This is a genomic window from Bacillus sp. sid0103, from assembly GCF_019219025.1.
The window spans coordinates 1-25,314 of sequence record NZ_JAHUWN010000033.1; the positions used below are offsets into that span (position 1 = coordinate 1).

General features: G+C 34.3%; 20 protein-coding genes and 2 pseudogenes. 12 read left to right on the plus strand and 10 right to left on the minus strand.

Features of this window, described 5'->3' with window-relative positions:
- The first annotated feature begins 293 nt into the window (after positions 1-293).
- Positions 294-503, plus strand: coding sequence for a hypothetical protein (locus KW850_RS26985; protein WP_218350818.1), 210 nt, complete (start codon positions 294-296; stop codon positions 501-503).
- An 855-nt stretch (positions 504-1,358) separates the two neighbouring features.
- Positions 1,359-2,633: pseudogene (locus tag KW850_RS26990) on the plus strand (IS110 family RNA-guided transposase).
- 787 nt (positions 2,634-3,420) lie between these two features.
- Here the strand turns inward: KW850_RS26990 and KW850_RS26995 are convergent.
- Complete coding sequence (locus KW850_RS26995; protein ID WP_218350819.1) at positions 3,421-3,996, minus strand: DJ-1/PfpI family protein; 576 nt, start codon at positions 3,994-3,996, stop codon at positions 3,421-3,423.
- A 301-nt stretch (positions 3,997-4,297) separates the two neighbouring features.
- Between KW850_RS26995 and KW850_RS27000 the strand changes: the two genes are divergently transcribed.
- Entirely contained in the window at positions 4,298-4,675 is a 378-nt protein-coding gene (locus KW850_RS27000; protein ID WP_218350820.1) for a VOC family protein, read from the plus strand.
- 268 nt (positions 4,676-4,943) lie between these two features.
- Here KW850_RS27000 and KW850_RS27005 read toward each other — a convergent pair whose 3' ends face one another.
- Positions 4,944-5,318, minus strand: coding sequence for a permease (locus KW850_RS27005; RefSeq protein WP_218350821.1), 375 nt, complete (start codon positions 5,316-5,318; stop codon positions 4,944-4,946).
- 338 nt (positions 5,319-5,656) lie between these two features.
- Between KW850_RS27005 and KW850_RS27010 the strand changes: the two are divergent.
- The 3 genes and pseudogenes from KW850_RS27010 to KW850_RS27020 form a co-directional block, all read left to right on the plus strand.
- Positions 5,657-6,361: pseudogene (locus KW850_RS27010) on the plus strand (metal ABC transporter ATP-binding protein); the annotation flags it as partial.
- A 10-nt stretch (positions 6,362-6,371) separates the two neighbouring features.
- The gene (locus tag KW850_RS27015; RefSeq protein ID WP_218350823.1) at positions 6,372-7,217 is read left to right on the plus strand and encodes a metal ABC transporter permease; all 846 of its coding nucleotides are present in this window, start codon (positions 6,372-6,374) and stop codon (positions 7,215-7,217) included.
- Between the two features lie 48 nt (positions 7,218-7,265).
- Positions 7,266-8,198 (plus strand): metal ABC transporter solute-binding protein, Zn/Mn family, encoded by a 933-nt coding sequence (locus KW850_RS27020; RefSeq protein ID WP_218350824.1) that lies wholly within the window; start codon positions 7,266-7,268, stop codon positions 8,196-8,198.
- Positions 8,199-8,209: 11 nt separating this feature from the next.
- Here the strand turns inward: KW850_RS27020 and istA are convergent, their stop codons facing one another.
- The 3 genes from istA to mobQ all read right to left on the minus strand — a co-directional run bounded on the left by istA (position 8,210) and on the right by mobQ (position 12,630).
- Positions 8,210-9,265: an IS21 family transposase gene (gene istA / locus KW850_RS27025; protein WP_256358479.1), complete on the minus strand. Its 1,056-nt coding sequence runs from the start codon at positions 9,263-9,265 to the stop codon at positions 8,210-8,212.
- Between the two features lie 465 nt (positions 9,266-9,730).
- Positions 9,731-10,003 (minus strand): HU family DNA-binding protein, encoded by a 273-nt coding sequence (locus KW850_RS27030; RefSeq protein ID WP_168244410.1) that lies wholly within the window; start codon positions 10,001-10,003, stop codon positions 9,731-9,733.
- A gap of 611 nt (positions 10,004-10,614) precedes the next feature.
- On the minus strand, positions 10,615-12,630 hold the full coding sequence (mobQ, locus tag KW850_RS27035; RefSeq protein ID WP_218350825.1) for a MobQ family relaxase: 2,016 nt from the start codon (positions 12,628-12,630) through the stop codon (positions 10,615-10,617).
- 215 nt (positions 12,631-12,845) lie between these two features.
- On the opposite strand from mobQ, the gene KW850_RS27040 reads away from it, so the two are divergent.
- Complete coding sequence (locus KW850_RS27040) at positions 12,846-13,094, plus strand: hypothetical protein (RefSeq protein ID WP_218350826.1); 249 nt, start codon at positions 12,846-12,848, stop codon at positions 13,092-13,094.
- Positions 13,095-13,112: 18 nt separating this feature from the next.
- Positions 13,113-13,391, plus strand: a complete 279-nt coding sequence (locus KW850_RS27045) for a DUF3847 domain-containing protein (protein ID WP_218350827.1) — start codon at positions 13,113-13,115, stop codon at positions 13,389-13,391.
- Positions 13,392-13,426: 35 nt separating this feature from the next.
- On the opposite strand, the gene KW850_RS27050 is transcribed toward KW850_RS27045, so the two are convergent.
- The 3 genes from KW850_RS27050 to KW850_RS27060 all read right to left on the minus strand — a co-directional run bounded on the left by KW850_RS27050 (position 13,427) and on the right by KW850_RS27060 (position 14,468).
- On the minus strand, positions 13,427-13,597 hold the full coding sequence (locus KW850_RS27050) for a hypothetical protein (RefSeq protein ID WP_218350828.1): 171 nt from the start codon (positions 13,595-13,597) through the stop codon (positions 13,427-13,429).
- 431 nt (positions 13,598-14,028) lie between these two features.
- Positions 14,029-14,181 (minus strand): hypothetical protein, encoded by a 153-nt coding sequence (locus KW850_RS27055; RefSeq protein ID WP_218350829.1) that lies wholly within the window; start codon positions 14,179-14,181, stop codon positions 14,029-14,031.
- Positions 14,163-14,468: a hypothetical protein gene (locus KW850_RS27060; RefSeq protein WP_218350830.1), complete on the minus strand. Its 306-nt coding sequence runs from the start codon at positions 14,466-14,468 to the stop codon at positions 14,163-14,165. Before KW850_RS27060 ends, KW850_RS27055 begins: the two co-directional genes overlap by 19 nt.
- 468 nt (positions 14,469-14,936) lie before the next feature.
- On the opposite strand from KW850_RS27060, the gene KW850_RS33570 reads away from it, so the two are divergent.
- On the plus strand, positions 14,937-15,065 hold the full coding sequence (locus KW850_RS33570; protein WP_256358480.1) for a hypothetical protein: 129 nt from the start codon (positions 14,937-14,939) through the stop codon (positions 15,063-15,065).
- Positions 15,066-16,813: 1,748 nt separating this feature from the next.
- Here the strand turns inward: KW850_RS33570 and KW850_RS27065 are convergent.
- The gene (locus tag KW850_RS27065; RefSeq protein WP_218350831.1) at positions 16,814-17,209 is read right to left on the minus strand and encodes a GNAT family N-acetyltransferase; all 396 of its coding nucleotides are present in this window, start codon (positions 17,207-17,209) and stop codon (positions 16,814-16,816) included.
- Between the two features lie 785 nt (positions 17,210-17,994).
- Between KW850_RS27065 and KW850_RS27070 the strand changes: the two genes are divergently transcribed.
- A complete protein-coding gene (locus KW850_RS27070) occupies positions 17,995-18,096 on the plus strand; it encodes a YjcZ family sporulation protein (RefSeq protein WP_218350832.1) in 102 nt (33 codons plus the stop codon).
- A gap of 687 nt (positions 18,097-18,783) precedes the next feature.
- Here KW850_RS27070 and KW850_RS27075 read toward each other — a convergent pair.
- Entirely contained in the window at positions 18,784-19,902 is a 1,119-nt protein-coding gene (locus tag KW850_RS27075; RefSeq protein ID WP_218350833.1) for a hypothetical protein, read from the minus strand.
- Between the two features lie 1,721 nt (positions 19,903-21,623).
- On the opposite strand from KW850_RS27075, the gene KW850_RS27080 reads away from it, so the two are divergent.
- Both KW850_RS27080 and KW850_RS27085 read left to right on the plus strand, forming a co-directional pair.
- A complete protein-coding gene (locus KW850_RS27080) occupies positions 21,624-22,103 on the plus strand; it encodes a hypothetical protein (protein WP_218350834.1) in 480 nt (159 codons plus the stop codon).
- 5 nt (positions 22,104-22,108) lie between these two features.
- Positions 22,109-23,764: a helix-turn-helix domain-containing protein gene (locus tag KW850_RS27085; protein ID WP_218350835.1), complete on the plus strand. Its 1,656-nt coding sequence runs from the start codon at positions 22,109-22,111 to the stop codon at positions 23,762-23,764.
- Positions 23,765-25,314: the final 1,550 nt, after the last annotated feature.

A 25,314-nucleotide genomic window follows, 5' to 3' on the forward strand; every position in this document is an offset into this window, starting at 1 on the left:
TAAAAGAAAAAAATAGTTAGGGAAAATAGAAATAGGCAACTTCTTGCAAAAATCATACAAGAAGTTGCCTATTTTTTTTAGATAACACATAAATCATAAAAAAAGGAATGTTTTTCAGTGCCCTCGTACAATACCGAGGTCATCTGTTAACTGCATAGGCTCTTTTATTAAACTGTCCATATTAAAGGTTACAGTTCATACAAGGAATTGTGTCTTTTTAAGTTATCATCGTGTCTTAATAATTTAGTAATGCATAATTGACCCAAAAGGCGAAGTAAAAGGAGGAAATAAAAATGAGTTTTGAAAAATTACCAACAATCGAAGGCGGTAGCGGTGGATGCGCTTGTTGTGGGTACCAGTATTCACATTTACCATTACAAAGTTTAATTGCAGTAGGTTTTGGTCATGCGGCGGTAACGAAAAACGGTGAAGAAGTATACACGAAATGGATGCAGAATTTAAAAATGAAGATTTATGGACAGCGCAAGACGCAGAAAACTTAGCAAAAAAAGAACCTAACAACGATTGGAGAATACACCTTGTTGCTCCATTAAGTGAAAGACATTACCAACGTCAAGAAGATGGTTTGTGGGTTCTATATAAAAAAGGAATCGGCTTTGCTTAATGCATCTGTCGAACATAATATGCAGTAGCTTATTCAAGAATCGGGCGCTTTAATTGAGCAAGATAATTATTATAGACTGATCGGTTTTTACCGTTCAGTCTATTTTTTTCAATTAGGCTTACCCTATTGAGAAAATACCGATTTATCAGAATTGTTTAAATGGTATTTACTCCCATAGTGACCCCTCATCCTTCGAATCGTTTCCGTACCCCTTTTTCAACTTCCGTTAAGATTTTTTATGTAAACTAGCTTTGCATACGATATTCACGCGAAAATAAGGTCATTCTTGTTCAATTAACGTAGCAGTTATCTACAGTATCAGCAACAAAATGTTGATGTGATGCACCTTTTATCTTTGTTTATATGTATCCATAGATAAGCGTTTAAGAACTTGACTTGGAGCCTCTGTGGGTACGATTTGTCTTGAAAGGCTGAAGCAGTTATTTCATCAGGCAGCCAAGCCTATCATACCCACCCCTCCAAGTAAAGTCCTATATTTGTTTACGTTGAAAACTATAAATACTTACTGTAGATAATGCTTCTACAAAGATAGAAAACTAGCATTTTTCGTATCTTTACTTACTTTGAATACGGTGGAAATTCATACTGTAGATAATGGCAGTTTAGCATTCCTGTAGAGAGTTAATTATTGACTTTGATAAAAAAGGAGCTCCTCAGTAAGATATGAGTATAGACACCACTCTAACTCAAAACCTTAGGAGGAACCCCTACTATGAAGTTTAAAATGCAAGACAAACAAAATCAACTAATAGAAAGAATTTCCGATAAACACCTCGTTGTTGGTGTGGACATTGCTCAACAATTTCATGTCGCTCGAGCAGTGAATTTCCGTTGAATTGTAGTCGGCGATCCTCTCACATTTGAAAATAGCGAAGAGGGATATACTATTTTATTGCACTGGATTAACAAATTAAAAAGGACAAATAACTTAGTTACAACTATAGTCGGCATGGAGCCTATGGGACATTACTGGATTAATCTATCAAAATGGCTTTTCGAACAGAATATTGATGTTGTAACAGTAAATCCCTACCATGTAAAAAGGAATAAAGAGAATCGAGATAATACCCAGTCAAAAAGCGATAAAAAAGATGCACTAGTTATCGCTGATATGGTGAAGAATGGTTACTATTCCATCGTTCGTCCAACTTCTGAATCATTTGAAGAACTTCGAGTTCTTATGTCTAACCGTGATGTGATTGTTAAGCGTCTTGTTAGTTCAATCAACCAATTAAATCGTTGGGTAGATGTTGTCTTTCCAGAGCTCCGACAAGTTTTTAAAGACGTGAAAGGTAAAGGGGCAATCGCAACCCTTCGCTTATTTCCTACCCCGATGGAATTGCGTTCAATGCAACCTCAAAACGTGGTTATCGGGTGGAAGTCACTGATGAAGAGACAGCCTGGATTAAAAAAGGCCCAATTACTTATTCATTTAGCTAAACGTTCGATTGGTACTAAGCAAGCACTTGATGCTTATAAATTTCATCTACAACAATTACTAGAGGAATTTGACCTCGCAACAACACAACTCGAAAGAGTTGAAAAACAAGTCACAGAAGTACTTAAACAAATTCCTTATGCTAATCAATTGCTTACCATTAAAGGAATTAGTGAGATTTCATTGGCAGGTATATTAGGTGAAGCTGGAGATTTAAGCGGCTTTGCCCACGGCAATTCTTTACTACGTCATGCAGGATTACACCTAGCTGAAGCAAGTTCGGGAAAGTGGAAAGGTCAAATTGTCATTTCTAAACGTGGAAGATCTAGACTTCGGCGTTTTCTCTACTTAGCGACGATGAGCCTTGTCATGAATAACCCTGAGTTTAAAGCCTTACACACCTCAAATGTTAAGGTAAAAAAAATAAAGAAGATGAAATCAATTATGAAATTGGTTGGTAAACTAGCTAGGATATTTGTAGGAATAGCCAAACGAAATGAATCCTATTGTCCAGAAAAATTACAACCTTTAACTTCCCTAGCAGCTTAAGAATTAATAGATTCTTAGAAACACTTACGAGTTTCCCCGAAAGGGTATACTTCAATAAATAAGAATAAGAATAAGAATAAAGAGTGATTGTTAGCTTTGCACTTATCGAATGTTGGCTTATTCGCAGGATTTCAAATATGTACGGAGTACCAGATTTATTGAACAAAAGGGCACTGACCCATCCCGTTAGCATAACTGGCCTCCACCCCTTGGATAGGCATGACGAAGGAATGATAGGGCAAATGACCCGTTGAGACATGGGAGGGAAAGCCTCCAGGGGCAGCGGGGAGAATGTACATCATATGGTAAAATATGGAGTTAGATAATACTCCTTTATTTCACTATGCCTTCACGGAGCCATAATGATCTGAACTCATTTCATTTAATCGTTAAATCCATATCAAGGGTTATGAAATCCTGCGAATAAGCGAGTATTCGTGAGAAAATCGTATTAAACTGAGGGAGTTCAATAAGGATAGACCCTTAACCACAACCATCTAGTTGAATACTCTTTTTCAAAATTGTAAACAATATCTTTAAAATCAAAGGAGAGAAACGACATGGAAGAAGAAGGCCTTTTAGAGAAACTGAAATACCCAATTTCAATGATGATATTATTACCATTGAGTGCCTTTACATTGTATATGGGCATATCGAGTATTCTACTAATTGTAATATTTTAGTCTTATTAGTAAGCAATTTTATTTTCCCATTATTGTTATTGAATTCTTGCTAGACATAAAATAGATAGAATTTAAAAATGAACTTTTTTATATTTCATGAACAATTAATTAAAATACAATCCTTTTCCAACAGGTTTCACAGTTTCTAGTACGGTGTTTACCATATCTTCACTTACTAGGGTTCTAATAATCCAAGCTGAAAGATCCTGAGCAGCTAAGCAACCAGCAGCGGTTGAAACATTTCCATTATTAACAAAACTTTGTTCAATAACTTCTACATCAAATTTTTTAAGTTGTTCAACTACCGTTGGATAAGTAGTAGCCTTTAGACCTTTTAACAACCCTTTAGCTCCTAAAATTAAAGCTCCAGAACACATGGATCCAATCAATTGACTTTTTGGGTTGAAGTTTATTTTATTTAAATACTGTTGATTTTCAAATAAATCCTGAACCCCTTTACCACTTGCTAATATAACAGCATCAGCTGATGGAATCTCAGATATATCCCCTGTCATTGGAATTCTTAATCCAGCCATAGAAATATGTGTTTTATCAGTTCCTAGAAGTTGGACATCCCAATCACTAATACCACCAACCAAACGTACACGATTTAACAAATCCCAAGGTAAAAATACATCAATATCTGTAAAATTATCAAAACAGACGATAGCAATGTTCAAATTTAACTCCTCCATTTAACCGAATTAGCTTTTCAAATTTATTCCATTAAAATACAATTCCTTATTCAATCTGCTTCGTAATTTTGAGTACATTTTTTCAAAATCTCTTCTCTATTTTAACATATATATCCAATTTTGTATCCAAAAATGTATCGAAAACGGACGTTTATGGGGCTGGGTATATTGACTAGATACCTGAGTAATTTCAATATGCACTCCACAATTTGGCACTTTTTGTTAAGCTGTTTTCGTATAGATTGTTGCTCTTGTATAATATTTTTGTAAGATATAAACGTGCGAAATGGCGATGAAAGGTATGAAAATCAAAAAAATCGTAAATAGGATTTATGTGAACGACCTAGAAAAAGCTGTCCAGTTTTACGAAGGACTGTTTCAAACCAAAGCAACAAGATTCAACTATTGGAGTACAGGATTGGACATTGCTGCTTTAGGAGACTTTCTGCTTATTAGTGGGACAGATGAAGCTTTGGCAAATGTACGAGATACCCCTATCTGTTTCTTGGTAGATGATATTCACGCTTATAAAACTTGGCTGTTGGAGAATGGTGCCGTAATACGTCAAGATATTACGAAAGACTTTTCAGGCTTCAACATGATTGTACAACAACCAGATGGTACGGTAGTTGAATATGTGGAACACACCTTTATTACTAAGTAAAGAGCAAATATTACACTTAGTTAGGCGAATACTCAAATAGGCTTCGCCCTTACGATTCTTTTTGAACCTATTAGTTCCATTTTTCAACAAACAGCATGTTAGTCCTGAGAAAAAAATCATTGAGAAAACAGCCGTTTATTATGACAATTTTAACTTGATAGGTATTCGTTGTTCCATATTAAGACGAAAGGTGCCATAAGGATTTACATGGTTATAGAATAAAGGCGTTAACCCTCTATTAGCTGCCTCTGCTCTTCCTAAAATATATTCAGCCATGCACTGGCATCCCCTTTTGAATTAATCTTCTGACTACCGGGATAATTGCACATTCACACACAGGAATAATGGCAGATGCAAGTAATGCTGTAATCATTGCAGGGATTGGCCTTTTGGGGATCAACCTCTGTATGATATCTTCGGATACAAATATTTGAATCACCGATGCCATAAATGCACCAATGACGATAAAAGGAAGTGCTTCGAGTAAAATCCCAAGAAAAACAACAAATACAGTCTTCCATTCACCTTGAAAAATAACTTCTATGATTTGAGGGATTTCATCATTTCCAAAGAAAAAAAGATACACAATAATCAAAAATAAACCAAATAGGAATATGTCCTTTAAAGAAGATGAAATCGTCATAATATAGCCCCTTTTAAAACGAAATGATTACGATTTATTATTACGCTTGTCTACTTTAATACATTCCTGTTTTTTTGTGAACCAACAAAAAAGGTATCATCTGAATTGGATTTTTTCAGAAAATGTTGACAACATAAATCGTAATCATTACTATTATTAAAGTATAAATCGTAATCGTTACGAATAACTTTTATTGTAATCTTTGAATCTAGTGTTTGAAAGGAATGGATTAAGTGAAAGATGCCATTACACTTAGTAACGTGAATGTCCACCTTGGAGGAGAATGGATTCTTCGAAATTTGACATTCAACGTGGCCTTTGGAGAATTTATGGGAATTATCGGTCCAAATGGAGCTGGTAAGACAACATTACTGCGGGTGTTATTAGGAATGCTTCAACCACAGGATGGAACGGTGAAAGTAGGTGGGAAAAATATTAAGTCTGTGGGATCTTCTTTGATTGGGTACGTTCCTCAATCGCGTCAGATTGATCCTGAAACTCCCATTCAAGGGAGAGATTTTGTAAGCTTTGGATTACCGCATAAATATAGGCCTTGGCTAACAAAACAAGACCGTATACTGGTAGAAGAAGCTTTACATTTGACAGATTCAGAAAAATATTCTGATAAACCACTTAGTAAACTTTCAGGTGGCGAGAGACAACGACTGTTTTTAGCACAAGCACTACTTCGAGACCCCAAGGTGTTATTACTCGATGAACCAACCTCTAACCTTGATCCGGGTGCTCAAGAAAACCTTGCAGCTGTCGTAGAACGAGTCAACCGGGAACGTGGAATCAGTGTGGTATTTGTAAGTCATGATGTGAATTTAATCTCTAAATATGCGCATCAGATTTTGTACTTAACACGAGAAAAATATGTAAAAGGAACAGTTGAGGATGTAATGCAACCTGAAGTATTAACGAAGCTATATGGTGTACCGGTTGAAGTGACGAGGTCGGGTGCAAAGATTCTGATGTCCTCTCCTAATCTAATGGAACCTGTAACACCTATCTGTGTCCATCCACATCCGGAAGTTTCATAGGAGGTAAATGATGTTTCAATATGATTTTATGCAACATGCTTTTGTAGCGGGAACGATGGTTGCAATTATGTGCGGTGTTATTGGTGTCTATGTCATTGCAAGAGGTGTATCCTTCATTGCCCACATGTTCTCAGAAATCGGATTCGCTGGAGCGTCGTTCGCTATGTATATGGGTTGGAACCCTATAAACGGATTATTGCTTTTTACCACCACTAGTGCATTGGCGATTGGTCAATTGGGTACTAAAGTGTTTCGAAGAGATCTATCCATCAATGTAATCATAAGTATTTTTCTTGGACTTGGACTGCTTTTCTTATCCTTATCGACTAAGAATGCGTCAAATGCATTTTCTATCCTCTTTGGTAGTGTGTTAAGTATCAGTACCCAGCAAGTTTGGGAGGTTTTAGGTTTATCCATCGTGGTATTAGTTCTGCTCTTAATAGGGTTTAAAATGTTAAATTTTGACTCCTTTGATCCTTTGGGTGCTGAGGCTGCAGGTTTGCCCGTTCGTGTAATTTCAATTTCATTTTTACTGATTCTCTCTATTGCAGTGGTTGGTGCTGTACAAATTGTAGGTGCCCTTCTTGTATTCACCCTGATGACCACGCCCGCTGCAACAGCTCGTCATTTGAGTCAAAAAGTGTCTCGAATGATTCTATCTTCTGTTCTTCTTGCTGTTATCGGGTTATGGTTGGGACTAGTGATTGGATATTATACGAATCTACCAGTTAGTTTCTTTATTACCGCTATACAAGCAATTTTTTATTTTGCTGCACTAGGTTGGAGGAACTACCGTGAGCGAATACGGACAAAAGGGTCTTTAGATAAAATCAGTACAAAGTCTTTTGTATCTTAATCAATTTAATTATGGAATAAATATTTAAAATAGAGGAGAAATCTTAAAATGGAAAACAAAATCATGCGAAAAAAATGGTATTCAATTTTAGCTGTAGGATGTTCTGCTTCCCTTTTACTTCTGTCAGGTTGTGCTGATACTACAAAAAAAACAACTTCGGCACCAGCTTATTCCGATAATAAAATCAAAATCGTGGCTGCTGAGAATTTTTACGGGGAAGTAGCAAAAGCTGTAGGCGGAAATCGTGTAGAAGTTATGTCTATATTGGATAACCCTAACGCTGATCCACATGATTATGAGCCTACTGCTGAAACCTCTAAGTTAGTTAATGATGCACAAGTTATCATTTTTAATGGAGCTGGATATGATGAGTGGATGGATAAGGTGATCAAATCTTCATCTTCTTCTAATTCAAAATCAGTCATCAAAGTAGCTGAGGACCTTATGGGGAAAAAAGAAGGAGATAATGAACATGTTTGGTATGATCCAACAACCATGCCTAAATTAGCAACCAAAATGGCGGATAATTTATCCAAACTAGATCCAACCCAAAAGGAAGCTTTTAATAAAAGAGCCCAAACTTATATAAAATCGCTTGATCCATTAAAAGAGAAAGTTCAAAAACTGAAGCAAGAATCTGCAACTAATATAAGTGTTTCTGAACCAATCTTTGACTACATGGCTCAAGCTTTAAATTTAAAGATTAATGATTCTAAGTTTGCTAGAGCAATTGACGAGGGTACTGATCCAGCTCCATCGGATATCGCAGCATTGCAAAATGATTTAAATGGAAGGAAAGTTAAATTACTTGTCCATAATACTCAAAATTCAACTCCGGTGGTAGATAATATCGTTAAACTTGCAAATTCCAACAGTATACCAATTGTAAAGGTAACCGAGACTGAGCCAAAAGGGAAAAATTATCTCCAATGGATGGTAGATCAACTGGAGGATGTTGCTAAAGTAATAGAAAGTAAGTAACTTGGAGATGGTTAAATGAATACGAAAGGCGCTCTACAATTGTCATAGCTGCAGGGTACAGAATAACGATTTGTTTCCACTGTAATAAGGGAAGTTTTATTAACTTTGCACGATAGAAGCTTACAAGCTTCAAACCTGATTGTAGGAAGAGGATGAAGATACTCTTTTTCTTTCTCCCACATTTCAAGGACAGTCTCTGATTTATTAGGGACGTGAGTCCTTCCAGCTTCCTTTAAACACCACTCTTGGAGATACTCGTTTAGTTCATTCATAGATTGATCCTCAGGGCGAGGCACCAAAGCATTCCGTCTTACATATCCAACTGTGCCTTCGACACGACCTTTTTCGTTGCCACTTGCTGGATTACAATATTCAGCTTTAAACACATAATGAGCCTGGAGTCCAATAAAGGCCTCTTGTTCTAGACGATCTCTGCCTTGTAGGATTTTTAGTACCGCAGTTTTTAGATTATCAAGTAGACCTTCTGTTGGAACTCCTCCTAAGAACTCAAACACATGAACGAAGCCATCCAGGAATGCTTCTTGTTTTGCATGAAGATATGCTCGCACAAACCGCATACGACTTGCGGAAAGTTGAACGCAGAAGAGGTTAATGCGTTGTGTTCGACCCTGTAGAATGATATCCGCCTCTCCCCAGTCGAATTGGAATTGGTGGCCGAGTTGAAAATCAAGTGGTATATATACTTCCTGAATTTGTTGCCTGCGTTTGGCTACGATTTTACGAATGTTGTAGGCAGAGGCTTCAAAATCATATTCATCTTGTAACCTATTAAAAATTTTGATAGCTGTGTGCTTTTGTTTTTTCCAGCTTTTCATGTCATCTTCTAGCCATTGATCAATAATGGGAATAACTCGTTTCGTCTCTGGTGAATACTCTTTAGTCCCATATACTTTTTTTCGATGGACGGTTGTTGGAGCTGTATCTTCTTTAAGATATTTACTTACAGTGTTTCTTGAAATCCCAAGTTTTGTCGCAATTTGCCTTTGCGATAAACCTTCAACCTCTTTTAAAAATTTGATATTATGAAATTGAGCCATTTCGATCATCCTTTTCGTCCTCTCATATGAAGTTAGTTTGGTCACTTCCTATCATAAGAGAGGTTAATAGAATTGGAAATCATGTGGCTCATTTTTAATGTGATCAAAATATATAAAAGTGGCTCAAATTTAAATTATCAAAAACTACTGCGCCCGTAACGGTCTTCTTAAGACCATCTTTCGTAGCTTTGATGTTTTGTTATCTTTCTGCTAACTGGTCTTTATCAAGGACACCTATTTTACTCTGTCTTATCTGACGGCGCGCTAAAGGCTGGTTCCGAATACGCCCTTGACTGCTAGCTTGATCCATCGCATTTCTAGCTCTACCGACCATATTTTTAGCTTAACGATATTTCTGCTTATAACCCTGCATAATAAAATATAAACATTCGTAAAATTGTACTATTTTACACAGAAAAAGGCTCTAAGGAATAATCCCTAGAACCTTTTCTTTAACAAAAAAAAGAAACGAACTTATTTAACAGCTTCCTTTAATTCCTTGCCTGCTTTAAAAGCTGGAATTTTAGAAGCAGAAATTTGAATTTCTTCCCCTGTTTGTGGGTTACGACCTGTTCGAGCTGCACGTTCGCGCACTTCAAATGTTCCAAAACCGATTAACTGGATTTTCTCTTCCTTCGCAAGAGTATGAGAGATGGTTTCAAACAACACATCAACAGCTTTTGTGGCATCTTTCTTTGTTAGTTCTGATTGTGTTGCGACAGCATTTACTAATTCTGCCTTATTCATTATTCAAGCACCTCTTCTTTTTATTATTTGATATTATGTAGAAACGAAAGCATATCATATCCTATATATATCTGTCACTTTATAAAATTAGATAATAGACAGAGAAACTCCTGTTTTTTTCAAAGACTGATTACTTTAGATTGGTTTTCTAAAGTAATCAAATGTAGATTTTAATATAACTAACATTCACTTGAAAATCACAGCTATAATATAATCCCTCTTTTATAACATTTTTTAATATAAGTGTTTTCTGATCAGAAAGGTTTTCTTCACATTCCCTAACCAGTTTTAAAAAAGTTGTCTTCCCTAATACTACCTCCTGAATTGCATTCTTAGCTGATATCTCTCCTGATATTATTATCGATTGTAACTTGTTTAAATTTTTCTGTAACAGTTGATTTCAGTCTGCAAACTACTCCATTTTTCAAACACACATCAAATTATTCCATTTCTTTCTATTGGCATATTATTCGTTTGAGTTTTGCATGAAATATGTATACATATTTCTGTATTTAAATAGTTGAGATCATATATTTTTTTATTTTTATTCTTTTCTGAGTTATTGAATTGATTAAGCTTAGTTTGTTCTTTCCATTCACTAAATCCCTGTCTTAGCGTTCCATTCCATTTCGTCTTTTCTTCTTTTTGTTTTTGTACTGCTGTTCGAATTCATCTTCCCTCCACTTACGATCTGCTTCACGTATAGCACTTTCAAGAATTGATAAGAAATCTGAACCATTAGAAAGAACAAAACCTGAATCATGATAAGAATGTGGTGTAAATGAATTATTTGCTCCTAAATGAAATTCTTCCACGTCTCCAACTGATTGGATATTATACGCATTGTAAAGTTGATTCAATTTATCTGGACCGATTTCATCTGCATACCGCATGCACTCGTGATAAAACATTTGTTTATATGATTGATTATCAATTTGAAATTCAGGAAATTTATGACGTAAAAGATCATTATATTGATCCTTATTTTTTGAATCCATGTTATTGCAATTAATACAATACAAAGCGAAAATAATTTCTTTTTGTTCTTCTTTTGAATACTTTCTTGGCGGGTTTGAGAAATCTTCTGGGATTATGTTTTTTCCATAATACTCTTTTGCCATTACAAAGAATTCCTTCTGTTCAACAGTTAAATAATTTCGTCCATCCCAATTCGGATACATTTCTTTTAGTTGATGATCATAAAGTTGATCTATTAAGTTTAACGATTTGTTCATAATATCTTTTTGTTTTAATAAAAACTGCATTTGGTTTAATTCTTTGTCAGTTACATTTTTAACGGTAGATGGATCAGCAAAGTTAATTCCATTTTTAACTCGTAAATGTTCAAATTGGTTCTCTGCATTTTGTATTTCTTGCTGGAAAGATAAAACGAACTTTGGTCTATTATTCAATAAAACATGCAGATCTTTTTCAATATGCTTTTTCTCAAATTCACTAAGTACTTTTTTGATATCATTGGTGCTCAACAATTTATTTTGAGAAACAGTGGTTTCAACAACTTCAATTTTTTGATCTGTGGATAGTTCTTCTTTAGTTAAATCCGGATAATATTTATCTAAGAATCTATTTGCTTCAATTTTTAAGATTTCTTTTGTCTGATTTAATAGTTCTGTTTCTTTTTCTATCCGGCTTATTTTTTTATATTTATCAATGGAATCCTGATGGAACTCAAGTCGGGATTGCCATTTTCCTAATTGTAATCTTCGAGTATTAATATTTTCATAGTTGACAAACATCCGTAACAGTTTTGCTGATTCAAGTAATTGCTTTTTCTCTAAAGGAGTAAAGCGACGAACATACTTGTCAGTTCTTTCTTTTATCTGTTTTTCTTTCTTCGCTTCTGCAAGTTCAATGACCGTTTTGTTGTACTCTTTTCTGTTAGTATTCATTTTAATCCTATCGGATTCTTTACCTTCGCTTTGCATCTGCCTTGCAACAAAACCTTCATGAATCGTTGGCAGTGTTTCAATCCCTCGACCTTTATTTGATAAATGAGTGATTCTTTCAGAAAACCCATTTTTCTCTAGAAAACGATTGGCATAATGAGCCCACTGTTCTCTCCAATAAATCAGTTTTTCTTTCGTATTCCAATCTGTTATATGTAAAGCTTTAACTTGTAGTTTTCCGTCAATCAATTCTTTCACTTTCATTTGTTTATTTCCCCATGAACCATCTTCATTAAAGGGGCGAATCGTTAACATCACATGAAAGTGAGGGTTTTCTTCATCATCTCGATGGACGGACAAATCGGCAACCATTCCATCGGTAACAAAAATTTCCGTACAAAATTCAATGGCTAATTGCTCTTGTTCGGCGTGGGATAATTCTTTTGGTAAGGCTACATTAATTTCACGAGCGAGTTGAGCGTTCCATTGTTTTTCTTTTTTCTCCACTTCATTCCATAATTGTTGACGATCATAAACCCATTCAGGTGCATGACTAGGCGCAAGGATATGAGTAATCGGTTTCACTTTTCTTTTATAAAACTTTTCTTCATTCGTTCTTTCGTCTATCAATCTTTCACCAGAACGATAGGCTGCAGCCGCAATGGTGCTTTGTTGTTTTTTTCTTGAAATAATCTGATTAGAGAAATGATAGATTGCCATAGTTATAGTCACCTCAACTTATTTTAATGACATGAGCAAAGCGAATTTTTCAGACGCCTCACGAAAATGGTTTCTTCAGATAAGGAGACATCGCACCATACTATGGTAATGGTATATAAGTGCGCCCTGAACTTCGTTTTCGGGATTATTATATCACTTCCCATGTTTTGGTTCAAATGCTATAATATAGTAAACTATCCAAAAGGAGTGTTAAAATGCCAAAACAAAATACAAAAGACAAAATAAGCGATATCGAAGAACAAATTAAAAAACTGAAAGAAAAACAAAAACGTATTCTAACCAATTCCCAAAAAGAGATTGGTAAGTACTTAATGGACACATGGGGAATTGAAGATGTAAATGAAGCAAAAACATTAATAGATTTGTTTAAGGACCAAGTAAAGGTATATTCCGAGGTTGCTTCATCTAACGAAGAGAAAAAAGAGGAAGAGACGAACAATTAAACCTATTGGGTGATTAATATGTCAAATGAAGAGTTACATAGACTTGAGAACAAAATAAAATTCCTGGAACAAAAAAAGAAAGCCTTAGAATACAAAATTTCTCATGAAGATCGGCGGGAAAGAACAAGAAGATTGATCCAAAAAGGAGCACTTTTTGAAAAGTACTTAGAAAATGAAAATGTATCCCTAAAGGACACAGAAGATTTGTTGAAAATTTTAGCTGAGTTTAAAAATAAAAATAAAGAATATATTTATAGACAAATTCAAAACATGAAGGAAGATCCAGAAGCGCATTAATTAAAATTCTACAAATTGTTAGTGCGCTAATTTTTCTATAAGCTTTTATCGTTTCGATTATTGTTGATGAAATTTTTGCCATACTTTGTGGACAATCCTGTAAACACATCGGCAAATAAATCCTGAAAAAGTCTATATTGATATGCATGGCCAAGTTCATGAGATAACACACCGACACTTTGTAAATCGTTTTGATAGGTTAGCATTACTCTCGATTCCTTATATGAGGTAGAGGTGCACAAAAAGCACCAATCCCTTTGTTTGGCTGCTGTGTTGCATCAATCCAATTATGTGTAAAACTATTTCCCTAAATTTGGATATTTCTTCATTAAATAGACGAGGGTTTTCTATTATAATTTTTGAATCTTTTTTATACGAAATGTCAGTAGAGGTTTCTTTTTGTAGAAGTGGTCCAAATTGGTCGGTCCAACACAGTTCTTTTGCATTATACAAAGACTGTTTTTTTAATAAAAACTGCAAAAAAGGTTCTTTCTTTTTCATTACTCTATACCAAATAGCCTGGACTGTTTCTTCATTTATACGATTTAATTCCAACGATTCATGTAAAAAAAAACCCCACACTCGTTGTTCATATTTATTTTACCTTAAACCAGCCAATATGATTAATCGCTTTCGCTCAAAGATTGCTTTCCCTCTTCCATTCATCTTTCCATTTTTCAAATACTTCCGTCCTTTCTGCTCGATTACTATTATAATAAACTATTGCAGCAACTTTTGAGGCAGGTTGCACTTTGTCTCCTACTTTAATTTCTATATTTCCAAGAACCATTTGATATAAGTACCCCCAGCATGCATCCCATCCCCTTCAAGAGAATTTATCGTTTTCTCAACACCATAATTTGCACGAGATTTTTGAATTTTTCTTCGCTCAATCAGGACAGAAGAGATATTTCTAAGGGCAGGGTCATCTAATAGTTCTCTCCATACATCATCATCTAATAGTGACAATTTTTCATTTATTTTAGATTCACAGTTATGATAAAGAGAGGAGAGACTATTTACAACACACATTATTGATTTTGCTTCTTGGTCCCTCGTATTAATTGAATTAAACATACTGCAAATTCAAATGCTTGATACTAATCTTTATAAAGTTCTTGGGTCTGTATAATGAGATTTTTTAAATCATTCATTGATAATTCATTTAATAGTAGATCGGTATTTACATTTTCTAGTTCCGTACGAAGTTGTTTTATAAATATTCTAAATCCATTGGATTTACTTTCCCCATTAAAAACTCTTTCAAGGTCTCAATATTGTTCCATAGGTATCTTCCAAAAAAAAATTTCGTTCAGTTTATCGCATAAATACAAAGCCAAACCTTCTGCAACATTATATCTTTTGTACTTTTCCATTTTGATTAAATAAAGTTCTTTCTTTCACTAACCTGCAACGTTAGCACCATAAAAAAAAAGAGCTACCGTCCATTTATTGATCTTCAACTCTAGCACCCTATGGTTTAAGTACAATTCTTCACAATCTGAGTTGGGAACCAATATAACCGATTCTGATTTGGATAAAAATATGTCTAGCGATCAAAGTTTTATGTCACCTAATGCAATTGCTCGTGCAATCGCGATTGCTATTGAGCAGCCAAGCAACGTGGATGTTAGAAGAGATGATTATAAGACCAACAGGTGGTTTTTAAAGTAAGTATGATGTTTCAGATGAATTATAAATGGAATATTTGTTTCTTTGCGGGAATCAAACTTGTACCTAGTTACTGGTTTTATCTAAACAAAGCTTATGGATATACACTAGAAGCCTATCTAAAAGAAATGAAAGGTAAATCAAAGCGAAAACTACCAAGCATAAAGCCAAGATAGGAACTTGTATTAACCCCTGCGATATGGTTCCTCCAATTAGTGCAAGAGACGATACTATTAAATCTCGAACGCAAGCATTAATGATCAATTTCCAGATGAAAAAGTATATTGCGGTAAACAATAAAAAAGATATATATTATAAAACACAAAAGAGCCTGGGATATCCAAGGTTCTTTTTTTATGTCATAATTAAACATAAGACAAACTCTGGTTAAATCAGAAGGTTACATCTGCTTTATTTTTTATGATTGAAGTTCCTGCTAGTTTGTTCATAATGAACGTTGAAGATATTTATATGCTTGTTTTCTTACTAAATCATTAAATTGAGGTGAAAAATTTGTATAAAGTAGGTCAAAAATTTGTGTACGCTAAAGATGAAGACATGCCTATTTTAAATGGTGCCAAAGTCATTGAGATCACCGGTAGATTCGAAAACGGTATTTCAGCAAAATCAAATCTAAATTCAACCATATTTATACCAATCGAATATTTAAACCATTTGGTAAGAACAAACACATTCACTTTATCTGAGTAATGTTAAACTGACCTGTTCGCTACGGTGGATAGGTATTTTGTTGTAAAAAATATTTTGAAAAATAAAGAACATAGTTTCGAGTTGGTATGAGAATGCTGCATCTTAGATTTTAGTTTGTCATCACTTAAAAAACCGCAGATATCAATTTTACAACTTCAGAGGATCATTACCTTAAGTGTAGCAAATATAATGTATTCCAGTCTAAGACAGCTCTCTTTTTATTTGATTTCTATATAGGTATTTTTGTACACCTTTGCTACCCCGTTGTAATATAACGATTCTTAACTATCGTGTTCTGGTAGTTAAATCGTATTTATTTACACTAACTATCAATATCTTCTGTCCTATCTTTTGGGAAGGGTGCTTATGGATAAATGCTACACGCAGTCGTTTTCTTATATAACCATCTATGTCTGATAGTATTCTACGAATCCATCTAGTCACACAACGACTCTTCTGTCCGTGTTCTTCATTAGCTTTAATAGCTTTGATGATGGTGATATAATAGTTGACTTTCCCCCGATGATTGGATTAATTCCGTTTATCCATTCCTCTTTACTCAAAGTTAATTTCTTTTGAGTCTTTTTGCACCTTCTCTTCTAGTGCATAAAATCTTCATACTACGCACTAATGATTAATCATTTTCCTTTTACTATGTCTTATACTTTAGAGGTGTTAATTCTCCTTAGTAAAATGGAATACTCACAATTATTCCATTTTACTAAGGAGAATATTAATGCTTAATTGGATATATGAAATTGTAATAACCACTTATTTTATTTGGTTTATTTGTGCAGCAATATTTGGATCTTTAATTTATCTTCTGTATCTTGCTATTAAAAGAGAAAAGACAAATTCACATATTTGCTAATGAAATGAACTTATTTAATTTTATAATCATTAAAATGCCAATTTCTCTATTGATGCACAATGGGTCAAATGCGAACAAAAAAAAAATAGATTTTGATCTTTCTTGTTCCACTATCCTGCCCCGTTAATAAAAAAGCAATTGCTTTATTGAGCAATCGCACCGTTAGAGATTAATTAATTTTTCTCCATACACCACCTGAACAAGGGGTAAAACCACAAGTTTGATAAAAGTTTGTATGTGTAGGGTCATAGGTTAGAGTAACAATTTCTAATCCATACCTTTCAGACTCTTTTAATAATTCTTTAACTATATCAACGCCTATTCCTTGTTTTTGGTATTCAGGGTGAACCAATATATCTTCCATATATCCGTGTTGTAACCCCATACCTGCAACATAACCAAATGCTATCAGCTTGTTATTCTCATCTCGAACTCCTGCCCAAAAATTGCAACGTTCAAATAAAGTTGGATAGTCACTATCACGTCTACCCCATCCATTTAACTCTCTTAACTCTGGAACTTCACTTTTAGATATAGGAAGATTAATACTTATTTTATATTTCACCTTATATACTCCCACCATTTATCTATAACCTTGTTATAAAATCCTTTGATTAGTAGAATTAAATATTAGCTTCTTGAACTCCTGACCCGTTAGGTTAAGTGCAAACCTTCACAATCTTTTTATCTAGTTTTCGTATCGAACCATCAATCAATTGAATTATGAAGCCTATATGTTTGTAATCCTAGCATATACGGCAAAGAATGCGAAAAAATAACCTTTGATTTTATTATCAAAAGTTTTATAAAAGCTTAGTGGTCTAGGCTAAGCCTTATGGAGGTCTAAACTCAGAAGAATTTAAACATCTTAATAATATCATTTTCCGAATAGCATCACAACACTTTAAAGCGCTAAAGTCTTATGGAATAATTTAGAAAACATCGAATTTATTTTAATCCCTTTTAAAGTTTCATCGCAAATTGATGAATAATGCGTTTAAAAATCATTTATTTTCATCTGGTTAGTTCCTATCCTTTTTTATTGCACTATTTGAGTCAAATATCTATTTTACATTTATTGGAATAAATATGATGCTTACAGCGAAAACTTAAATTAAGAGCAAGGAAATAAACACCTTTAGAATCGTCCTCCACGCAATTCCTTGCCCTATACTTTCTTTACCTTAGGCATCCCCCATGCCTGAGGGTTTCTATCTATGAAGTGTGCAGTAGGATAAAATTCTTTTTTGTTTCAAAATTAAGAATTTGCAATTTTCCATTCTTGTCCATTTCGGGATTCTTCGTTTTGACATACGATGTACTACTACTAAATTAGTGAGGTGATACATTATGTCAGACGGTTATGGTCATGGTTCTCGTTTTGCTTTAATCGTGGTGCTTTTCATCCTTTTAATTATTGTTGGTGCATCCTTCATGAGAGGGTATTACTAGTTGAATGCTGCAATAAAATAAGTCCATCTACCTTTAATTAATAGAAACGTCCATGCAACGCTTCTATTTACATTTTTCGGAAGTTGTTAACAAGATAGGTCGATTCCGAATTTCGTCGTACTGTTCAGCACTTTAAATGTTGCGATTTTAAAATGTTCTTTTTAAAATGTCTCATATTTTTATTAATGCAAGAATAAAATTTTATAGTCGGAATTAATTAAGTAGTTTTTTATAGTCATGAATTTCCATCGTAAATAACATATTTAGTAAGAATATATATAGTTATTAAAAAATACATATTTAATAAGAGAAACATTATTAATAGGCATTTCAAAATTTCGGGGTATAACCGTTGTGGGAGTAGGGTTTTAGACTTTTTGGAGAGGAGTAATAACATAGTTTCCACTATTGCACAAAAATCATATAAAAGAATACACATCTCCACAAGTATTTTTTTTAACTATTTACATATTCACAAGAGTTTATTTTAGAAATCAACAAATACACAAGTATATATTCGGAACCTCTTACTCAAAAAAAATAATTCCTTCCTGGAAAATCTGTCAGTGATTGGGACAGATTTTCCAGGAAGGAATTTTTTAAAGCATGTAGGTTTGTATTTAAATTTTTGATAAACGCCAATAGCCCTTTGAAAGTTCATTTTTTTCAAAAGGCTAATTATTTCTATTAAATTAGATTGTAAAGTGCTGGTTCTTGACCCGTTTTAGTATATTCCCTTATTTTGGCTTCAAAGATTAGTTCATAAGGCAGCTTCTTTAAAGCACCAGGGAGATACTTTCTGAAAGCCATCCTGAAAAAAGCACCGATTGAGTAAAAATGAAACGTTCCGGTTCGTTGTTTTTCTGTATGTATTAAGACTCCAATTTGATCCATTGTTTCTAAAAAGAAATTTTTTATAAAGCGATCCCTGACAGTGAATTTCTCACTATCTTCATCCAGTAAATAGTTCATTTTATTCATTACTTCCTGTTTAAAAGAAAGCATGACATCAATTTGGTCTCTTGGTTTATATTTAATTTGATGTCCATCCAAGAAGTAGGTTAGCTCCTTTGATAATTTTGCCATAAGCGGGTTCACGTTGAATTCATCTGTATTCTCTTCCACGCATTCCGGCTTCAAGGAAAAGCCAACTTTCTTAATCCATATTTGTTTACCACGAATTTCAATCCCAGTAAATTCAATGGAAAATAGAGCCTCTAAAACACTTAATGTTTTTCGGACTCCTTTTGCATTTTTGTTCAATTGAAACTTGAGTGTTTTCATCGTTCGTTCTTGCTTTACTTTCTCCACTTCACCCGTTTTGCTAAAAGACATACCAGTACGAAATTGGTTAAGCAAGGATAAGAGTAATTCGATCCCTTCAGGATTTGAAGTGCGTACGAATTCAGCTAATATATTTGTGTCAAAAAGGCCATGTGGTATGATCAGGTAGTTGAGAACCCCACCATTATGTTCAGGTGTATTATACTTTTCGACATCTTTAAGCACTAAAACAGGTAATCCTTCGTGAATTTCCTCTTTCACAAAATGATGAGCTTCTAGAAATCGCTTTCCTCCCCAAAGAGTAGAATAAGAGATTCCAAGTTTCTTAGCCCATGAAGAAAGATTATATTCTTTTAGCATGCCGCGTTGATTCTGTTCTACTTCCAATTGCTTTAACATGGTCATATATACGACATAGGCAGATGCTGGAGGGCGCTCAAATGACTCATCGCGTAGAAAACGGAATTCTTCCAATATGGCATGGTGCATTCGAAAACCGTCGATTCTCATTTTACTGTTCATTCTAGGGGCCCTCCTCTCGTCTATTTTCCTAGCTTGAATTATAGCAGAATGGAAATAGAGGAAATGATACCCTTTATTAAGGGATTTTCAAAGTTGCACAATAGGCGTCAATCCCCTGTCCCCCAAGGGATTGAAAAAATCTTTAAAATTTTTTATGTGAAAGGAAACGTCATTATTTTTTATAATTTGTGCATATTGTGACAGGAAACGTCATACCTGATTGATTAATGGATTGAGAGAAACGTTGAAATATCAACGTTTTTTTAAAAGAGTCTATTAAAACAAAAGCAGAACTAAAAAACTTGCACAGAAATCTTTGCTAGTTTGTGTGAGAGGAAACGTCATTATCCTTCATTTTCAAACACAAGAAAGAGCAAACTTTGCAATAATTTGTGTTTTTATAAGAAATTAATGAATTTTCTCTATTCAACCAAGGATGTTCATTCAGTCAAAAAATGTAGTCTTTTGAAGGTTTTGTGCACATTGTGAGAGCAAACGTCAGGCAAAAAAAGTTGCACACAGGATTATTAATGTACTGCTGTGAAAGGGAGCGTCAATCATTTAATAATGACCAGGTCGCTTGGAGTAAAGAAAGGTTTCACATGATTTAGGCCTACTCTGTGCACATTGTGAGAGGAACCGTCAAAGTAGAAAATAAGTGCACAACTAGTAGAGGATGAGGATACTCTTTTATGCTGAATGAAGGATCTTTAAAAGGGTGTGCACATTGTGAGAGGAACCGTCAAAGTAAAAAAATAAGTGCACAACTAGTAAAGGATGAGGATACTCTTTTAAGCAGAATGTAGGATCTTTAAAAGGGTGTGCACATTGTGAGAGGAACCGTCAAAGTAGAAAATAAGTGCACAACTAGTAAAGGATGAGTATATCTCTTTTATGCAGAATGAAGGATCTTTAAAAGGATGTGCACATTGTGAGAGGAACCGTCAAAGTAAAAAAAAGTGCACAACTAGTTTATGATGGGTATATCTTTTTTTATTCAGAATGAAGGATCTTTAAGATGATGGATTGCACATTGTGAGAGGAAACGTCAAAGTAGACAAAATAAGTGCACAACTAGTAGAAGGTGAGCAGATAGCTCCTTTTTTTAAAAGAAAATTCTATAAAAGAATGTGCACATTGTGAGAGGAAACGTCAAAGTAGACAAAATAAGTGCACTGCCAGTAAAAGATAAGAGCCTATCTCTTTTATTCAGAAAGAATGATCTTTAAAAGGCTGTGCACATTGTGAGAGGAAACGTCAAAGTAGACAAAATAAGTGCACTACCAGTAAAAGGTGTGCATATCTCTTTTATTTAGAAAAGAAGGATCTTTAAAAGGCTGTGCACATTGTGAGAGGAAACGTCAAAGTAGACAAAATTAGTGCATTACCAGTAAAAGATGTGCCATATCTCTTCTATGCTGAAAGAATGATCTTTAAAATGGGATGTGCACATTGTGAGAGGAAACGTCAAAGTAGTCAAAATAAGTGCACTACCAATAAAAGGTTAGTAGATATCTCCTTTATTCTAAAATGAAAGTTCTTTAAAAGGCTGTGCACATTGTGAGAGGAAAGGTCAAAGCAAGAAAGAGTTGCACATTACAATGGGTATACATGATGAAGAAAAGTTTTTTTGAATAGAAAGATAGGGATAAAGAAATGTTGACAAATGCAACAATCCTCAATCATAATAACCTTAGACTAGTAAATAAGGGGAATAAGAGATGGGTTTTTTAGTAGGTGTTAAAGAGGCGGGGGAACTCCTTGGTTGGGACCGGAGAAAGGTCTCCACCTATCATCTGCGTGGTGTGCTGCCTAAACCAGTAATCAACTTATCAAGTGGTCCCATTTGGCTTCGGAAACAGATTGAATATTATAAGACTAGTAAAGAGTTGGGTGGAACTACATATTATATTGATGAAGAAAAAGTATATGAATGCAAACATAATTATCCTATGAAAGAAACAAACTATTCACCTGAAGAAATTAAGGAATGTATGGGGAATTATATTGTTTATCAGGAAAAGGACATCCAACAACTGAGAAGTGCCATACTGGAAAAAAAACCGATTGCTCAGTTCCTTTCTTTTGAATCCATCAGCTATCTACATGATTTGGGTATTTTGGAGTCGGATGTTTTCCATGATTACATCCACAAGTACTCATATGAATACATAGGGACGACTAGGGAAGGACGGGATTAAGAATTATGTTAAATACCTTACAAAATAATTTTTTGAAAATTACGAAAACGATTTTTCCAGATCATCCTCAACTCTTTGACGAGTGGACCGATGATATCGGTCATCTTATGGCAAGTCAAGTGGATTATCAGCCTTGCCAATCCTTAAAGGCGTTTTTCGTGATCATAGATCGTTTAGCAAAAGATCATGAATTGAAATTTGAGAGTATGGAATATTGGGTCCAAGATTATAAAGATGAGATAAGAAATTTTGTCCTTCCATACATTCGGATCGTTGGGGAAGATAGTGCCCCCTATTCCTTAAAGTCTAGCAATAGACAAGTAATAAATTCTTTGTTAAATCAGAATTTTGCAGAGTCCGGTTCAGCTTTATTATTTCATAAATTAAGGGAAACCATCAGTAAAAATGAATTTGACATTGCAACAGAAATACCCACTGCAAAGATTGCAGAGAAGGCATTAGAAGCGACTGCCCAAGTAAGATCCGAAAATGCTTATCTAAAAATGAAATCCAATGCAGCGATTGAACAATGGAAAAATCTTACCTCTCAAGCCATCACCTCGATGGATGACTTAACGGCAGACATTTTCGATATCGTATCGATTCTGTGGATGCAGCAGGCCACTCATAAAGATCAAATGATTCATTTCCACACGGATGACGCCTTGAATCTAAGGAGATTGCAAGGACGGAGCGAAGAGTCTGACGGCTATCAAACCTCGTATCGGAAAAAAGAACGGGATGATATTATGAAAAGGTTGGCAGCACTGACGACCATTTGGATCAGAATTGAACGAGAAAATTTGAGGTTCATCAATGAGGATCAGGGTAACTTTGATGAAATAGGGCAAGTTCAATTCAATCCCCTGTTTTTGATTGATAGCGTAACCGTTGCCTATCGGGGAGAAAATCCGATTGGTATTTATGAATGCAGTATTCGTCCAGGGGAAATACTTGCTAACTTCTTGTACGGATCCCAAAAAAGCAGTGGTTTTTTAGCATTAAAGACGCTCGAATACCATCCAACAAAGCAAAAGTACCATAAACGGTTATCACGGTATCTGTCCTGGCAGTGGAGGATTCGCCAAAAGAGTGCAGACTATCTAAGAGCCTATCATATTGGTGGAGATAAAGGGCTGTTAAAAGTCATGGATTTGGATGTAAACCCTCGATATGGTTCAAGGATTAAGGAGCAATTTGAAGAAATATTAGATACTCTGCAGCAGGATGGAATCATTAAAGAGTGGAGCTATAAAGAAAAAGACTTAGAACAACAAATTGAGCAGGAGCGAAACTGGTTTGCAAACACCTGGTTGAAGGCCCGTGTTCAAATTATTCCTCCTACTGAAATCACTGGAATTGGTGATGACAGGGATTTATTGATGATTGAAGACTATGATTATGAAACGGTGAATTTTTCGACCATGTTAAAGGGTTTGACGAAATTAGAGGTTGCTGCTTCCATTGAAACAGTTGAAGAAAAGGTGGTGACTCCTGAAAACATCAGTAGGGAAAGAAATAACCGAGGATTAAGCATATTATTGGCAGCAAATCAAATAGGTATTTCCCACAGTACCTTATCCCGGTATGAAAGGAACTTAATTAAACGCCCGTATACCGAGAATTTAGAAAAAATGAAGGAATGGCTAAATGCAAAATAAGCATTGAAATTCGGTGCTTATTTTTTTATTTAAAATTGTTCCAAGTGTTTATCTAAAGTGATGCATTCGAATTTTTCCATTCGCTTTAACACTTATAACAATTCCCTTCTCCTTGAATTAAGAATGGTGAAATTTATGGAAAGAAACAATATGTATTTAGTTAGAATACTTTGTTGGTAGAAGGCTTAAATCCATCAACGCCATCCATAAGCTAGCAATTGGTAGGTTGGAATAAGACGGAGTTTTGCCCTAACTTAAGTTATATGAACCGCCTTAAGGCGGAACAATAGCGTTAAAATACTACTGTCTGACAACTTTTTTCTTCGGAGGTCTGCTTCTATGCTTCCTATCCCCCTCCCCCTCCACTGAAGTTGATAAATTTTTTATTGCATACATGGGTATCTTCATAATAGAGAAGTATCCTTGTAGAAAAGTTCATTTCTAATGCCATAGCCATACCCCCTGCAAAAAATAGATGTTGAGTATATTAATAAGGATACCTTCTATGGAAATTAAGTCACTAGGCTTAATTTGGTGTATGTAATTTCACCAATAAATATAAATATAATCATCCACTGTGGTGTCTCTGAGCTAACTTCAGTAAGCTCGGACGACTATGCCTTGCCGATCTAAGGCTACAAATCCTGTAGTTGATGGATCATTTCCAGAATGCATAATCTTCTTAACCTTTCTTCTTTGCAATTATCTTGCAGCTGTGTACCGTTCAATTAATCTATAATTTAAATTTTTTTTATTTTCATAAAGTTGTAGCTTGGTAGCTTGGATAAATTCATGGAAAAACTACCTTTTCGATAAAAATACCTATTATTGAAACAATAGCAATTATTAATTAGGAGAAATGTATGCTTAAAGAATTATTATCTATAATGTTAATTTACATTGTTGTATTCCTTTTATTCCTAGGGATAACTTTTCTTTGGGTGCTACGGATTAAAAGGTAATTTCCATTACATATCCCTCTTGTTTTTCTTCTTTGTTTTTAATTGCTTAAATTAATAATTATATTGTTATTAATATTATTGATTTTATATTTATTATTATTGTTATGGATGACATATATTTCATTATTAACATTGATAAGATTTTTTTATTATTGTTTTTCAAAATATCATTAATTTATTGTTTTCTGTTGATCTAAATTATTTTTATTTTTAACTGTTATTCTTTGAAAATACCAAAATAAGGAAGAAGCTTTTATATTATCAAAACCAAATGGATGATAAATAAATGCTAAATAACATGTGGATAAGGACGAAATTTGATTGACCTATTTTCTTTATCCCTGAAATATTAAATGGGTGAAATATTTCATTACTATCATTAACATTAACATATGTTATGTTGTTGTTATTGATATTGTTGTATACTTTATTAATGTTTTGTATAACATCATTAATTGATTAGTCGTTTTATAAAAAATCTAATTTGTAGCAATTATTAATTAACATTTTGAAAATATAGAAAACGGGTATAGGGACGATGGTTAAATATTATTTGTAACCAATGATGATAAATAAATGCTAACAAAT